The organism is Massilia sp. UBA6681 (assembly GCF_002454935.1).
Lineage (GTDB): Bacteria > Pseudomonadota > Gammaproteobacteria > Burkholderiales > Burkholderiaceae_D > Telluria > Telluria varians.
Genome location: NZ_DKJX01000120.1, coordinates 97,418 through 113,165 on the forward strand (window position 1 = coordinate 97,418; position 15,748 = coordinate 113,165).

8 protein-coding genes are annotated in these 15,748 nt (G+C 66.8%); 2 read left to right on the forward strand and 6 right to left on the reverse strand.

The genetic code is table 11. The annotated features are described in order from the left end of the window. Nucleotides 1-92: 92 nt before the first annotated feature. Nucleotides 93-5,138, forward strand: coding sequence for a diguanylate cyclase (locus B2R83_RS22295; protein ID WP_292045117.1), 5,046 nt, complete (start codon nucleotides 93-95; stop codon nucleotides 5,136-5,138). Nucleotides 5,139-5,269: 131 nt separating this feature from the next. Next, on the forward strand, nucleotides 5,270-9,850 hold the full coding sequence (locus B2R83_RS22300) for an AAA domain-containing protein (protein WP_292045119.1): 4,581 nt from the start codon (nucleotides 5,270-5,272) through the stop codon (nucleotides 9,848-9,850). An 89-nt stretch (nucleotides 9,851-9,939) separates the two neighbouring features. On the opposite strand, the gene B2R83_RS22305 is transcribed toward B2R83_RS22300, so the two are convergent. From B2R83_RS22305 to B2R83_RS22330, 6 genes are all read right to left on the reverse strand, one after another. Then, nucleotides 9,940-10,215 carry a hypothetical protein gene (locus tag B2R83_RS22305; protein WP_292045121.1) on the reverse strand — a complete coding sequence of 92 codons (276 nt, stop codon included), beginning with the start codon at nucleotides 10,213-10,215 and terminating at the stop codon, nucleotides 9,940-9,942. Nucleotides 10,216-10,321: 106 nt separating this feature from the next. Beyond that, on the reverse strand, nucleotides 10,322-11,272 hold the full coding sequence (locus B2R83_RS22310; RefSeq protein ID WP_292045123.1) for an alpha/beta hydrolase family esterase: 951 nt from the start codon (nucleotides 11,270-11,272) through the stop codon (nucleotides 10,322-10,324). A 116-nt stretch (nucleotides 11,273-11,388) separates the two neighbouring features. Then, nucleotides 11,389-12,015, reverse strand: a complete 627-nt coding sequence (locus tag B2R83_RS22315; RefSeq protein WP_292045125.1) for a phasin family protein — start codon at nucleotides 12,013-12,015, stop codon at nucleotides 11,389-11,391. 234 nt (nucleotides 12,016-12,249) lie between these two features. Then, a complete protein-coding gene (trhA, locus tag B2R83_RS22320) occupies nucleotides 12,250-12,867 on the reverse strand; it encodes a PAQR family membrane homeostasis protein TrhA (protein ID WP_209586149.1) in 618 nt (205 codons plus the stop codon). Between the two features lie 8 nt (nucleotides 12,868-12,875). Beyond that, nucleotides 12,876-13,202 (reverse strand): hypothetical protein, encoded by a 327-nt coding sequence (locus B2R83_RS22325; protein WP_209586148.1) that lies wholly within the window; start codon nucleotides 13,200-13,202, stop codon nucleotides 12,876-12,878. A gap of 231 nt (nucleotides 13,203-13,433) precedes the next feature. Next, nucleotides 13,434-15,515, reverse strand: a complete 2,082-nt coding sequence (locus B2R83_RS22330) for a putative bifunctional diguanylate cyclase/phosphodiesterase (protein WP_292045130.1) — start codon at nucleotides 15,513-15,515, stop codon at nucleotides 13,434-13,436. Nucleotides 15,516-15,748 lie beyond the last annotated feature (233 nt).

Below are 15,748 nucleotides of genomic sequence, written 5' to 3' on the forward strand. Positions count from 1 at the left end.
CAGCCACGTTTGCCTTAACAATTGCATATATGTAATATGCGCGAATCCTGCTGTCCCACCTGCCTGCCCTAGGCACACTGCAATCCCAGCCCATGAGCGCCCTCTTCGACCACAAGATCACGGAACATTTGCACGAAAGTGCCCGCTCGCTGGTCTACCGTGCCCGCGCCGCCAATGGCGCCATGCTCATCGTCAAGCTGCCAAAGCAGGCGGCTCCCAGCTTTTCACAGCTGGCGCAGTTCAAGCGCGAGTATGCGATCGCGCGGCGCTGCCGTCATCGGTGCGTGGTGCGCCCACTCGCGCTGCAGTTACACCGTGGCCGCTGGGCCATGGTGCAAGAGGATATCGGCGGCCTGTCGCTCGACAAGGTGCTGCGTGCCCGCATGTCAACCGGGCATACGCCCGTACCGGCCGGTTTGGAGCTGGATGATTTCCTGGACATCGCCCTGCAACTGTGTGCAGCGCTCGAAGAAGTGCACGGACAAGGGGTAATCCACAAGGATATCAACCCGTCCAACCTGGTCTGGAATGGCGAGCGGCGCCTGCTCCAGCTGATCGATTTCGGCATTGCCAGCGAGCTGCCGCACGAAAACCAGGGCATCGTCAATCCGGCGGCACTGGAAGGCACGCTACGCTACATGGCGCCGGAGCAGACCGGACGGATGAACCGCCGCGTCGACTACCGTGCCGACTTTTATGCGCTCGGCGCGACCTTTTACGAACTCCTCGCCGGCCAGCCGCCATTCGCAGCAGACGACGAGATGGAGCTGGTTCATTGCCACATCGCGCGCGAGCCCGATTGGTCGCATCCGGCATTGCGCGCCGTGCCCCGCCGGCTGCTGGCGATCGTTCAGCGGCTGCTCGAGAAAAATGCCGAGCTGCGCTACCAGAGCTTGCACGGGCTGCGCAGCGACCTCGGCTCCTGTCGTGCCTCGTCACCGATACGGAGGTTCGGTCTTTCCGATCACAACGCCCGTTTCATGGTTCCGCAAACGCTGCACGGGCGCGAGGATGCGATCGCCGCACTGCTGGAGGCATTCGAACGTAGCGCCGGCGGGCACCGCACAATGCTGTGGGTGGCCGGTTCTCCCGGCATCGGCAAGTCGGCGGTGGTCAACGAGGTGCAGAAACCGATCGTCGCCCGGCGCGGCTGCTTCCTGGCCGGCAAAGCCGACCAGTTCCGGCGCGACGTGCCCTATGCGTCGCTGATCCAGGCGTTCCAGGAACTGGTGCGCCAGCTTCTTTGCGAGCCCGAGACCTCGGTGCGGCAATGGGCGGCGCAACTGCGCACCGCCCTGGGGAGCGGACTGGGCGCGATGGTCGACCTGATTCCCGAGCTGGCGCTCATCGTCGGCCCGACCGAGGCAGCGCCCGCGATGACACCGGCGCAGGCCCAGCTCCGCCTGGACCGTGTGTTTCCCCGTTTCGTCGACGTCTTCGCGGCCGCTGGCCGCCCGCTGGTGCTGTTCCTCGACGACCTGCAATGGGCCGATATGGCCAGCCTGCGGATGATCGAGCTGTTCATGACCTCGCGCGACAAGGGCCACATGCTGCTCATCGGCGCCTACCGCGACAACGAGGTCGACGCTCTCCATCCCTTGATCGCGCTGCGCGACAGGTTGCTCGCGGGCGGCCTGCGCCTGCCCACGCTGGCTCTGGGGCCGCTGACCGAAGCGCAGGTCGGGCGGATCGTATCGGCCGCCATGCGCGTGGCGCCGGCCGACTGCGTCGCGCTGACCCGGCTATGCTTCGCCAAGACCGGCGGCAACCCGTTTTTCCTCAACCAGTTCCTGGACTCGATCCAGGAGGCCGGCCACCTGCGCTACCGCGCCGACGAGGATTGCTGGGATTGGGATCTCGCCGCGATCCAGCAGGCCGATCACACCGAAAATGTCGTCGAGCTGCTGGTCGACAAGATCCAGCGCCTGCCCGCCGCGACGCAGCGCCTGCTGCAACTGGCTGCGGCGGTCGGCAGCCGGTTTTCCCTCGAGATACTGGCGCTTGCCGTCGAACGCAACCCCTGGGACACGCAGCATGTCCTGTGGCCGGCGCTCGACGCGGGACTGGTCCAGCCCCTCGACGGCAGCTACAAGTACGTCGACGTCGACGCGCCCGACAGCGCCGTCGGCTACCGCTTCCTGCACGACCGCGTGCAGCAAGCCGCGTACCTGATCGTGGATGCCGATACGCGTACAAGGAATCACCTGCGCATCGGCCGGCTCCTGGTCCGGCACACGCCGCAGGAACGGCAGGACGAGCGGCTGTTCGAGATCGTCGAGCAGCTCAACGCCGGCCGCGCCTCCATCGTCGACGCTGGAGAACGCGTTCGGCTGGCAGAGATGAACCGGCGCGCCGGCGCCAAAGCGCGTCGTTCGGCCGCCTTCATGGCCACCCTGGAGCACATGCGCATCGGTCTCGACCTGTTGCCGGCGGATGCGTGGCACAGTCACGCCGGACTCTGGCACGAGCTGCAGCTCGGCATGGCCGAGGCGGCCTACCTGTGCGGCCGGTTCGATGCCGCCGAGGCGATCTATCCCCTGCTGCGGGCACGCGTCCCGGCTCCGCTGCTGCAGGTGCGATGCATCGCCGTCCAGGCGCACCAGTACCAGTTGCAGGGCCGCCTGCAGGAAGCCATCGGCGTGCTGCGTGACGGACTGGCGCTGCTGGGCTTCGAGATTCCGCACGATGTCGCGCAACAGAAGGCGCGCTTCGACGAGCTCCTGATCGAGATCGCGCGCCTGCACGGGGCGCGTCCGCCTGAGCTGGTCGCCGGGGAGCTACTGACGGCCAGCGAGATGGATGATCCGGCCGCGGCGGCGGCGCTGCCGATGTTGCATGCGCTGTGGATGGCCGCTTACTACGCCGGCCAACAGGAGCTGTGCCAGCTGATCGTGCTGTTGATGACGCGCCTGTCCATGCAGCAGGGCAGCAGCGATTTCAGCGCCGTAGCGTACGTGGCCTACGCCACGATCCTGGCGCTCCAGGACGGCGACCACGCGCGCAGCCACCGCTTCGGCGCGATGGCGCTGGCGCTGGCCAGAAGCCGCGCCAACCTGCAGGCGCGCACCCAGACGGCCTTGATGTTCGCGGCGCTGGTCAACCACTGGACGCAGCCGCTGCGCATGTCCGACGCGCTGTACGAGGAAGCGTTCGGCTGGGCGCTGGAAATCGGCGACTTCGTGCAGGTCGGCGTGGTGGCGGCCGTGCGCGCGACCGAGCGAATCATCCTGGGCGACTACCTGCCTGACCTGATGCACGCCATCGACCGCGACGTGGCGCTGATGCGCGCCAACGGGCAGCAGGCAATGGCCGATTGCTGCATGGGCGCGGCGACCCAGCCGATCAGGTGCCTGATGGGCCTGGTCCCTCGCAGCGACAGCTACGACGACGCGAACTTCAGCGAGGCCGGCTTTCTTGCGCAGTATGGCGGCTCGAACTTGTTTCGCGCGTACTACCTGCAGGGGAAGATCCGCAACGCTTATCTGTTCGACAGCGCCAATGCGGAAGCGCTGGCCGACCAGGTCGACATCGTGACCCGGATGATGCGTGGCCAGGCCAAGGTGCCCGAGACGAGTTTTTACGCGGCCATGATATGGATCCGCGCCTTGCGGCGCGATCGCACGCGCGCCGACGCGGCAGAGGTGCTGGACCGGATCGACGCCGTGCAATCCAGCCTCGCCAGGTGGGCCGAACTCGGGCCAGACAATATCGGTGCCAGATACGCGTTGCTGCAGGCGGAGATGGCACGCTACCGCGAGGACCTTGCATCGGCGACGCGGGCGTATCAGCGGGCCATCGACGCCGCAGGCCAGGCTGCTTACGTCAATGTCCAGGCGCTGGCAAATGAGCTGTGCGGCGAATGCTGGATCGACCAGGGCATGCCACGGGTGGCGGCAGTGTTCATCAGGGACGCCATCGCTTGCTACGCCCAGTGGGGGGCGGAGGGAAAGGTGACGCAAATGCGCGACCGCTACAGCGCCTTGCTGGCAAGGGTGGACGAAGGCGGCATGCAGTCGCATGCCGGCACGCTGACGCGCGGCGGCGCAGCGCTCGACCTGGTATCGCTGCTCAAGGCGACGCAGGCCGTGGCGAACGAAGTAGGCCTGCGCAAGGTACTGCAACGCCTGGTTGCCGTCGCGCGAGAAAACGCCGGGGCCCAGGTGGCGCGCCTGCTGCTGCTGACCGACGGCGCTTACCGGCTGGAAGCCGATATCGACGGCGATGCGCTCACGGTATTGCAGTCGCGCCAGCTGGATATGGACGCCACAAGCGATCCGCAATTCCCGCTGTCGCTGCTGCGCTACGTCATCCGTACCGGCGTCGCGGTCATCGAAGACGATATTGCGGAGCGCTCGCGCTTCGCCGCCGATCCCTACCTGCGGCGACAGCAGCCGCGTTCCGTCATGTGCCTGCCGGTGCGGCATGGGGGCAATATCGACGGCATTCTCTATTTCGAGAACCGGCTCGCCGAAGCATCGTTCACCGACGAGCGTGTCGAGTTCCTGCGCATACTCGGCGCACAGGCAATGATCTCGATCGCCAGCGCGAAGCTCCACGACTGCCTGGAGCAGCGCGTGGCCGAACGCACTGCGCAACTGGAAGAGGCAAACCGGAAACTGGCAACCTTGTCAATCACGGACGGCCTGACGGGCCTTGCCAACCGACGTCGTTTCGACGACTATCTACGCAGCGAATCCGCTCGTGCCGCCCGCGCCGGCCAGCCGCTTGCCGTCATCATGCTCGATGTCGATTACTTCAAGAAGTTCAACGATCGCTATGGGCACCAGGCCGGCGACGCATGCCTGAGCCGCGTTGCGCAGGCGCTGGCGGCCGGCACCCGCCGCAGCGGCGACCTGGCGGCGCGTTACGGCGGCGAGGAGTTCTCGATCGTGCTGCCCAATACCGGCGCCGGTCAAGCGTATCTTATTGGCGAATCGCTGCGCGGCGCAATCGAAGCACTCGCCATCGCCCATGCCGGCGCCACCACGGGACATGTGACGATCAGCGTCGGCGTCGCGATCCAGGCACCACAGGCCCCCGGCGCCCCGGACTCGCTGATGCGGCGGGCCGACTTCGCCTTGTACCGCGCCAAGGACGCGGGACGTAATTGCGTCGTGCTGAGCGGGGATGAGGCCTGAGTTTCTGGGTCCTGGCCTTGCCACTGTCGAAGACAATCGGATCCGCATTGCAGTGGAACCGCTGATGCGTCGAGAAGGGTTTAATATACCGCAAAACCACCACCTACCCACCGCCCATCCGCGAAACAAACATGCAATCCCCTGCCCAGCTCATGAGCGGGCTGCTCGACTACCTGGTCGAGCAAGCCAAAGACATCGATCCAGCAGCTTTTACATTGTCGAAGGCTACCGAGTTCAAGACGACCTATGCCGACCTGGAGGCGCTGCCCTGGATCGACTTCAACGTCGACACCGATGGCGAGCCCGTCTGGCTGCGGGTGCACCGCCTCGAAGCGGTGCGCGCCCCAAGCCTACCGGAGCCCGAGCTTGCCCCCTTCCTGACGATCAGCGACGACCCAGCGGCCCGTCCGCCGGCCTTGAAGGAAGCGATGCTGGCGAGCGCCCGCAACGAGGACGCCGGCGTCCTCAGTGAAGAAGCGGCCGAGCAGCGCGACCGGCAGCGTCGCGCGCGAGTGGGCCGCCTGCTGGAGGTCTACACGCAGCACTGGAACGACTGGGCCATGCGGGAGCGGCCGCGGCGCCGGGTGATGAGCCTTTACGCCGACCTGTTTGCGCTGAAGACGCGCCTGGAATCCGAAGAGGCGGTGCGCCCGACGGAGCTGGTCTGGGGCATGGGGGTGTCGTCGTGGCGTATTCCGGGCGCCGAGGAATCTGCTTCCGCGCCGGCTGTCGACTTCCATTACCCCTTGATCACCCAGGCGGTGGAACTCGAGATCGACAACGCCAGCCACGCCATCGCCGTGCGTCCACGCCAGGTCGAGCCGCGCCTGGAGTTCGACGCCTTTGCCGCCTGCGCCGTGCCCGGCATCGGCGATGTCGAACGCGCCGCCCGCGCCCTGTTGCGCGACCGCCCGGACATCGCTGTCTCGCCCTTCGACCCGACGACCGTCGAACCGATCCTGAGCCTGGTCGCCGGCAAGCTCGCGGCATCGGCCCGTTACGACCGTGAAGCCGCCGGCGCCCCAAGCGCGGGCGAAGAGCTGGTGGTGACGAACGGGTGGGTCGTGTTCACCCGCCCGCGCGCCAGCCATTTCCTGATCGACGACATCGCGCGCCTGAAGGAGCGCGTCAGCGCCGGCGATGCGATTCCGGAGGGCCCGCTCGGCATCGTCACGCCCCCTGGCCAGGCCGTGGTCGAGCATGAAACGATCGCCTTCCGCGGCTTGTCCGGCCGCGCGGCTGCTCACGGGGAAGCGCGCGAGCTGTATTTCCCCTTGCCCTACAACCGGGAACAGGAGACGATCGTCCAGCAGCTCGCGCGCTCCCCGGGCGTCGCGGTCCAGGGCCCGCCCGGGACCGGCAAGACCCATACGATCGCCAACATCATCAGCCACTACCTGGCATCGGGAAAGCGGATCCTGGTCACCTCCAAGGGCGAACCGGCATTGAAGGTATTGCAGGAGAAGATTCCGGCATCGATCCGCCCGCTCACCGTAGCGCTGCTGTCCGGCGACAAGGAGGGCATGCGCCAGTTCCAGGCGTCGATCGAGGCGATCATCCACACTCTCACCCATCTGAACCCGCATACCGAGATCGATGCCATCGCCACCTGCCGCGCCGCACTCGACCGCGCGCATGAAGAGATGGCGCGGATCGACACCCGCATCGACGAGATCGCGCGCGCCCACCTGGGTGAGATCGAGGTCGACGGCGTGCCGATGCGGGCCCAGAAGATGGCCGAGCTGGTGATCCACGGCCAGGGACAGTTCGGCTGGTTCGACGATCCCTTGTCGCTGGCGACGGAACATGCGCCGCCATTCGGCGAAGAGGCCGGCATGGAGCTGCGCGAGGCGAGGCGCCGGCTCGGCGCCGACCTGGTCTACTGCCATGCCGAGGTCCCGCCTTCCAGCATCCTGCCCCCGCCTGCCGAGCTCGGGCGCCTGCACGAGCTGCTCCAGACGCTGCGCGAGATCGAGCACGACGAGGCGGCCGGCGTGCTGCTCCCGCTGCGCGCCGCCACGCCAGAGGTGCTCGGACATGCCCGCCAGCTGCTCGCATCGATCGATGTGGCAGGCGCGCTGGTGCGCGAACTCGAGGAGTCCGGACATGACTGGGTCTTCGCCCTGCGCGAAAAATGCCGGCGTGCCGATTTCGCCACCGAACGCAGCTCCCTCGAGGCGCTGTTCTCGGAGATGGACGCGCTGCTGCAGGCCAGGGCCGAGTTCATGCAACGGCCGGTCAGCGCGCCGCGCGAAGCGCTGGAACATCCGAAGGCGCTCGACGCCATCGCGCGCGGCGCGGAATCCGGCAAACCCTTTGGCTTGCTCGCCTTCGGCGTCGGCGACATCAAGCCGCACGTCAACGCCGTCCGCGTTGCCGGCCTTGCGCCCGCCTCGAGCGCGGACTGGGCGCACGTACAGCGCTTCGCGGCGCTGCACACGCGGCTGCTGTCCTTCGTGGTGCGCTGGAACGCCTTCGCCGAACTGCTTTCCCTGCCGTTGCTGCAGCCGGAGGTCGGCCAGCTGCGCGCGGTCGAACAGGTCACGCTCACCGCACGCCGGGCCCACACCCTGTCGACGACGCACGACCGCATGCTGCCTGGCCTCGCCGAACAGGTATTCGTGCGGGCGCCGCAGGACGAGCTGCTGGGGCGGCACGCCGACCTGGCCCGTGTCCGCGAACAGCTGCGCCGCCACCTCACGCGCGCCGAACTGACAGAGGCAATGACGGACATGGCCGCGCTCCGCGAGAAGCTGGCGGGCAGCACCGGTCCCGTCTCGGAACGGCTGCGCGGCCTGGTCGACCAGGCATTGGGCAGCGCAGACCTGCCCGTCGAGGGCGTCGTGGCCGACTATGCCGACATCCTTGCCGAGATTCGGCGGATCGAAGCGCTGGCGCCGGTCCTCGCCACCGTGCGCCAACTGGCCGGCGAGATCGCGCGCCATGGCGCCGCCCGGCTGGCCGCGCGCGTGCTGTCAAGGCCGGTCGACGCGGTCGGTGACGATCCGGTGTTCCCGGTGCGCTGGCGCGACGCCTGGACCTGGGCGCGCCTGAAGGCCCACCTCGACGCGATCGACGACCGCGACGAGATGCGGACGCTGGCGGCGCGCCGGCGCGAGCTCGAAAAGGGTCTGGCCCGCCTGTATGAAACCCTGGTCTCGAAATCGGCCTGGCTGGCAACCCGGCGCCAGGCCGGCCAGAACGTCCTGACGGCACTCGAAACCTACCGCATCGCCATGCGCAAGATCGGCAAGGGCACCGGCGTCAACGCCGGGCGCTACCGCCGCGACGCCCAGCAGGCGATGGTGGACGCGCAGGCGGCCGTTCCCTGCTGGATCATGAGCCACGCCCGCGTGTCGGAGTCGCTCCCGGCCACGCTCGGCGCCTTCGACCTGGTCATCGTGGACGAAGCGAGCCAGTCCGACCTGTGGGCCTTGCCGGCGGTCCTGCGCGGCAAGCAGATCCTCGTGGTCGGCGACGACAAGCAGGTCTCGCCCGAGGCCGGCTTCGTATCAAGCGCCAAGATCGTCGACCTGCGCCGGCGCTTCCTGGCCGGCCAGCCCTTCGAAGCGGTGCTTACCGCCGACATGTCGCTGTACGACATCGCCTCCTCGGTATTCGCCGCGTCGCGGGTCATGCTGCGCGAGCACTTCCGCTGCGTGCAGCCGATCATCGCCTACAGCAACCGGGTGTTCTACAAGGACTTCATCCAGCCGCTGCGGATCCCGAAGGCGTCCGAGCGCCTCGACCCGCCGCTGGTCGACGTCTTTGTCGCCAACGGCTACCGCACCGCCAAGTCCCAGAATCCGCCCGAAGCCGAGTTCATCGCGGCCGAGATCGAAGCGATCATCCGCGACCCGGCGATGCGCGAGCGCACGCTCGGCGTGGTATCCCTGCTCGGCCCCGAACAGGCCCAGTGGATCGACAAGCTGGTGCGCTCCCGCGTCGAGGCGGCGGAGCTGGCGCGCCGCAACTTCGCCTGTGGCGACGCGCGCATCTTCCAGGGCAGCGAGCGCGATATCGTCTTCCTGAGCATGGTGGCCGACAGCAGGAACCACCACGCCCTGTCGGGCCTGCAGTACGACCAGCGCTTCAACGTGGCCGCATCCCGGGCGCGCGACCGCATGTATCTGGTGCGCTCGGTGCGCCTGGAAGAACTGTCCACGGCCGACCTGCGCCGCACCCTGGTCGAACATTTCGCCAAGCCTGTCGAGAGCAATGACGAAGCCGGCAGCCTGATTGCCCTGTGCGAATCGGGTTTCGAGCGCGACGTCTACACCGAGCTGTTCGAGCGTGGCTACCGCGTCATTCCGCAGGTGCCGGCTGCCGGCTACCGCATCGACATGGTGGTCGAGGGCGCGGACGACCGGCGCCTGGCGATCGAACTCGATGGCGACGAGTTCCACGGGCCGGACCGGTGGGCGGCCGACATGGGGCGCCAGCGCGTGCTGGAACGGGCCGGATGGATTTTCTGGCGCTGCTTCGCCTCGACCTGGTCGCTGCAGCGCGACGCGGTGCTGGCCGAGCTGCTCGCGCAACTGGCCAGCATGGGGATCGAGCCTCTCGGGGCGATGGCGCGCATCCCGTCGCTGGTCGAGTACCGTGAATGGGGACGGGATGCGGAGCCAGGCGCCGACGACGCTGCAGGACGCATGCTCGAAGAGGTCATTGCTGGCGATGCGAACGATACGAGCGCACCTGCCCTGAGGTGATCGGATCGAGGGCTGGCAAGGGCCGCTGGCTGAGTTCCCTGCTACCTCGCCAGAACCCATCACTTTCGCTTGGAACTCCTCCTCCGACGTCAGGAATCGGGGCGGGGGTCGGCGCTGTCCAGGTCTTTTCCGCCATCCAGGACCACCGCGGCCCGCTCCATGACCATGCTGTCCGACAGCGAATGGCGATCTTCCTCGTCGGCTTCCGGTGGGTCGAGCATATCGGCGAGCATCGCCTGGAGCTCCGGGGTATCCCAGGGCAGGCCATTGCGCTCCCTGGTGTGAATGTAATGCCTGATCTCGCTGTCCTGCTCCGGGCTCAGGGGCAGGCCGCGAAACGTGTTCGCAGGGTCGAGCATGATCATGATCCCTCCTAGGAAGTGGCGACCAGCATCCCGAGCCTACGCGCATTGCCGCTTGACGGGCGCACCGCACACCGGTGTGCGTGTCGTCCCCGCCGCCTGGCGCCGCTCAGGCAGCTGGAAGGCCGAAGAAGAAGCGCAGCATTTCTTCGCTGGCCTTGGGCCCCAGGGCATCGACATGGCTGCCGCGCAGGTCGCCACCGGACCAGGCGTGGCCGGCGCCGTGCACGGTCCATTGCTCGGCCAGCACGCCACCCCTGGCTTCGCGATGCACATGGCGGGTGAACGCACGCCCGCCGGCACGACCGGTTTCGGCCACCGTGGCGACGCCGGCATCCGCAGGCTGCCTGTGCAGCGCATGGTTGTCGAGCGACTGGCGTACCACACCGCTGCCGTTCGCTCGATGGACCGTGGCGTCGGCATCGCCATGGAAGACGATCACCGGCACGACGGCATGCGTCCGGGGCGGCGCGGGCGCGGACGGATCGGGACCATTGCGCATCGCCAGCATCGCGCTGGCGTCGCAGCTCGCGCTGCCGTGGGCCAGTCCGGAATGACAGCCGACCGCGCTGAACAGGTCGGGATACGTGCGTCCCAGGATGACCGCCATGGCGCCGCCCGCGGACAGGCCCGCGACCGCGACGCGTGCGGGATCCACCGCATGCTCGGCCATGATGCGCCGGGTGAGTCCCGCGAGCAGCGCCGGCTCGCCCGCGCCGCGCCGATGATGGGTACGGTCGTACCAGTTCCAGCACCTGTTCCAGTGTGCGCTGCAAGGCTGCTCGGGGTACAGGACCATGCAGGCATGCTCCTCGGCCAGGGCGTTCATGCCGGTGCCGACGGCAAAATCGGCGGCGTCCTGGCCGCAACCGTGCAGCATGACGACCAGCGGCATCGGCTGGTCACGCTCGCCGTGGGGAATGAACAGGCGGTAGCGGAGCGCCTGCCCTCCTTCCTCGTGAAATCCGTACGTGAACCGGCTGCGGGGCGCGGGTTGGACGGGCATGTCGTTCCAGGGGAAGACCAATGACGACCACGCGTGGAAAACGGTGTTGAACATGTGCGGGTTCCTTGTTGATGTAATGGATGGTCTCCCGAGACGGAAGCGGCGGCGAGACCGCATGGTCAGCGCCGCCGCGAGGGATGGCCCCGGAGGGCCAGGGTGAGTCGTGAAAATCAGCGCGCCGGGGACGGGACTTTGTTCTCGGCCTGGCTGTTGCCGCCGCCTTGCACGTTGCGGGTGCCACTGGGCGGGGCGGCCTGGCCGCCAGGCTTCACGCCCGCGCCATCGGCGCCGCTTTGCAGGTTGCCGAGGAACTGGGCGCCGATCCTGGCGCCGCGCTCGGCCTCCTGCTTGAAGGCATCGCGCGATGTCTTCATGGTTTCCTCCTGCTGGCGCAAGCTCTTTTCGGTTTCCTCGACCGAGACGCGCGTCACCTCGTCGGCCAGCGCACGGGCGGTACGGGAGGTTTCCTGGCCATGCTGCTCGGCCACCCGGGTCAGGTCGACCTGGGTGCTCGCGGCGAGCTGCGACAGCTGCTGCTGGTAGGAACGCAGCTTGTCGGTGGCGGGCTGGGCACGCGAGGCCGCCGCCGACAACGCGTCGGTGGGGCGCTCGGTGGCGAGCATGCGCTGGGCGGTGCTGGTGGTTTCCTCGAGCAGGGTCTGGCCCAGCTGCATGTTCAGCTGGAAGACCTGCTGCAAGGAGCGAGAGATGGTTTGCGACAGCTCGTTCAGGAACGCGGTCTGTGCCTCGATGTGCGAACGCAGGGCGGGAGTGACGGATTGGGGGTATGGATACATGGAGTACCTTTCGGGGAATGGAATGATATGGGCATGCGCGCGCCGGACGCGGCGCGTTGACATGTCAGGCGGAAATGGCAGCACGGCCGAAGCCGTCTGGGAGAGGACGATCACCAAGGATCGCGTTTGACCTTCACACTATGCGCTCTTTTTCGCGCCTGTGCGGACGGTTTGCCAATCTATTTTCGGGGAATAACAAGCGGCAAGAGATTGCCTGGAGAATGCGCCCTGGTTTCAGGCGACGTGGAGCAGAACGGCGATGTAGTGGCAGGCACTGCCGGCGAGGACGAACAGATGCCAGATGCCGTGGCCATGGCGCAGCTTGTGGTCGGTGGCGTAGAACGCGATGCCGCCCGTATAGAGCAGCCCGCCGGCCGCCAGCCAGGCAAAGCCGGCACGGCCGAGCGCATCGACCAGGGGACCAATGGCGAGCAGGGCAAGCCAGCCCATCACCAGATAGACGACGAGCGACAGGACACGTGCCCGGCTTGCATGGCAGAGCTCCTGGACAACCCCGAACAGGGCCAGCGCCCACACCACGCCGAACATCGTCCAGCCCAGGGTCCCGCGCAGCGTGACGAGCGTGAACGGCGTATACGTGCCTGCGATCAGGAGGTAGATGGCGCAATGGTCCATCTTGCGCAATACGTCCTTGGCGGCGCCGTGCACGCTGTGGTAGAGGGTGGACGTCAGGTACAGGATCAGCAGGGTGAGCGCATACACGCCGCAGGCGACGATCTTCCATGGGTCGCCGCCGAGCGCAGTCACGGCCACCAGGAGCACACCGCTGAGGGCTGCGAGAACCGTTCCCACCGCATGGGAGATGCTGTTGAAGCGTTCGCCGTGATCCATATGGCCCGTCAGCGGCTGGCATGTCGCTGGTAATCGGTCATGGCGGATTCGATCAGCATCCTGGCAGACTGCGATTTCCAGTGCCGGGAAACGTACAATTCGCCCTCCTCCAGTCGGCTGGATACTACCGCAGCATCGTCCCCATCGAGCAAGGCAGCGCCCGTATTACCGGGTGGAGCCGGATCCAGCTGCTCCCACCTTGTCCTGAGGCGGTCGAGGACGGCGCAGATCTCGTCCCGTTTGACGCCGCGCTGGGCCAGATAGGGAACGATCTCCTGCGCAATCGCTCCCCACTGGACAAATACCTTGGTTGGGAACTCCAGGACTGTATGCATCGCTTGCTCCGCGTAGTCGACATGGGCTGGCAATCACGCGCGATCCGTGCGAATGACGCAGCAGGCCCGGATCGCCGCAGAAACGGGGCCGGCTGTTCCAGCGCGGATTGACGGCGGCGACAGGACGAACCCAGCACCACTATGCGCCCCACCGCGCCCCGTACGGAAGAAAAAAGTGTAAGTATTCGTTCGATGTGGACATTGCGTTTGCTCGCATGAACGGGGACGGCCTCATGCATTGCTACGCAGCATTGCCTCCATTCGGTCGGCATCGACGGGCTGGCTGAAAAAATAGCCCTGTCCCTCGCCACAGCCATGCAGCTTGAGGAAATCGAGTTGCACCGCGTTCTCGATGCCTTCCGCGATGACGCGCTGGCGCAAGCTCTTCCCCATGCCGATCACGGCGCTCACGATCGCGCCGTTGCCCTCCGGGTTGCCGTCGATCGCCCGCACGAAGGACTGGTCGATCTTGAGCACGTCGATCGGGAATTCGTTCAGGTAGCTCAGGCTGGAGTAGCCGGTGCCGAAGTCATCCACGGCAATCTGCACGCCCATCCCCTTGAATTTCGCAAGCAGGCGGGCACTGGCCGCGACATCGCGCATCAGCACGCTCTCGGTCAGTTCCAGTTGCAGCCAGGCCGGGTCGACGCCGGTGGCCTCGAAGATGGCAAGCGCGTGGTCGAAAAAGTCGCGGTGACGAAACTCCATGGCGGACACATTGACCGCGATCGATACCGGCGCCACTCCGCTGTCGCGCCAGCGCACCGCCTGCGCGCAGGCTTCGCGCAAGACCCACCGCCCGAGGGGAATCACCAGGCCGCACTCCTCGGCAATGTGAATGAAACGCTCCGGCAGGACCAGTCCCCATTCGGGATGCTCCCAGCGCAGCAGGGCCTCGACGCCGGTGATCGTCCGGTTTTCCAGGTCCAGCTTGGGCTGGTAATACAGTGCGAATTCCGCGCGTTCGAGCGCCCGGCGCAGGTTGCTTTCAACGAGCTGGCGCTCGACGGCGCGCGCATTCATGTCGTGGCGAAAGAACTGGTAGCCGTTACGGCCGCGCTCCTTGGCGTGGTACATCGCGGTATCGGCATTCTTGATCAGGGCGGCGGCATCCAGGCCGTCGAACGGAAAGACGCTGATGCCGATGCTCGTGGAGGTATGCAGTTGATGTCCATCGACCGCGAAAGGGCTCGACATCGCGAGCAGGATCTTCTCGGCCGCCAGCGCCGCATCCTCCGGGCGCCGCTCGGCCGCCAGCAGGACCACGAACTCGTCGCCGCCGTGGCGGCTGACCGTATCGGACGTGCGCACGCACTCGAGCAGGCGCGCGGCGACGGCTTGCAGCAAGTGGTCGCCGACGGCGTGGCCGAGGGAGTCGTTGATGTGCTTGAACTTGTCGAGGTCGAGGAAAAGCAGGGCCGGACAGGTATTGCTGCGCCTGGCCAATGCGATGGCCTGGGTGATGCGGTCGTTCAGGAGGACACGGTTGGGCAGCTTGGTCAGGAAATCGTGCTGGGCGAGGTGCTTCATCTTCGCGCTCAGTGCGACAGCCTCGGAAATGTCCCTGAAGATCATGACAGCACCCACAAGCTGTCCGTTCCAATCGAAGATGGGCGCGGCCGAATCCTCGATCCTCCTGCGCTGGCCATGTCGATCCACGAGGACGACTTCCCCACTCAAGCTCTCGGCCCGGCCGGCCTGCAGCACGGCTTCCACGGGATTGATGACCGCATCGCCGGCATCGCCTTCGACCATGACAAGGACTTCCGCGATGGGCCGCCCCCTGGCTTCATCGCGTTTCCACCCGGTCATCAGTTCGGCCGCGATGTTCAGGTAGTCGACCCGCCCGTGCATGTCGACCGAGACGACGGCGTCGCCGATCGAGTTCAGCGTGATCTGCGCGCGCGCCTGGACTGCGTCCAGCTTCTGCTCGACCCGCATGCGCTCGATTACATTGCGCAAGGATTGCGGCACCAGGTAATTGTCAAAGTAGCCCTTCGACAACCAGCCCTGCGCGCCGCGCTGGACCGCCTCCCTGGCCTCATGCTCTTGCGCGAGCGCGCACAACGCCATGATCGGCGTATGGCGCGCCGCCGCGTAGACCCGGCCGAAACTTTCCAGGCCGCTACTGTCCGGCAGGTACATGTCCAGCAGGATCGCATCGATCCCGCCCTGCGCAATGCGGTGCAGGCCGCCTGCCAGGGTCGCGGCGTCTTCCACGACGAAGGGGCCGTCGGATGCATCGCCCAGCGCGCGGCGCAAGCTAGCGACGTCGCCGGGATCGGGGGAAATGATCAGGATGCGGTTTGCCATACTGCTTGAGTGAATACCTTCCAGATCCGCCGGCCCAAGCCGTCAATACAAGACATGCTAGCATGGCGCGCGAGCGCCGTCGCGCGCATCGCCTGGTTCGCGCCCCGGGCATGCGCGGATCTCCCGCACGCGCCTCCGGATGGGAGTACACTGTGACATCGCCGCCGCAGCTTTGTGGCGGCGCTGCCCTTCCGGTCGCCGACCATTCGCTGCAAGCCGCGAGCACTGCCGCA

Coding starts and splice junctions, on each gene's coding strand:
- B2R83_RS22310 (WP_292045123.1), bottom strand. CDS start 11,272: ATGTTCAACACCGTTTTCCACGCGTGGTCGTCATTGGTCTTCCCCTGG.
- B2R83_RS22315 (WP_292045125.1), bottom strand. CDS start 12,015: ATGTATCCATACCCCCAATCCGTCACTCCCGCCCTGCGTTCGCACATC.
- B2R83_RS22295 (WP_292045117.1), top strand. CDS start 93: ATGAGCGCCCTCTTCGACCACAAGATCACGGAACATTTGCACGAAAGT.
- B2R83_RS22300 (WP_292045119.1), top strand. CDS start 5,270: ATGCAATCCCCTGCCCAGCTCATGAGCGGGCTGCTCGACTACCTGGTC.
- trhA (WP_209586149.1), bottom strand. CDS start 12,867: ATGGATCACGGCGAACGCTTCAACAGCATCTCCCATGCGGTGGGAACG.
- B2R83_RS22325 (WP_209586148.1), bottom strand. CDS start 13,202: ATGCATACAGTCCTGGAGTTCCCAACCAAGGTATTTGTCCAGTGGGGA.
- B2R83_RS22330 (WP_292045130.1), bottom strand. CDS start 15,515: ATGGCAAACCGCATCCTGATCATTTCCCCCGATCCCGGCGACGTCGCT.
- B2R83_RS22305 (WP_292045121.1), bottom strand. CDS start 10,215: ATGATCATGCTCGACCCTGCGAACACGTTTCGCGGCCTGCCCCTGAGC.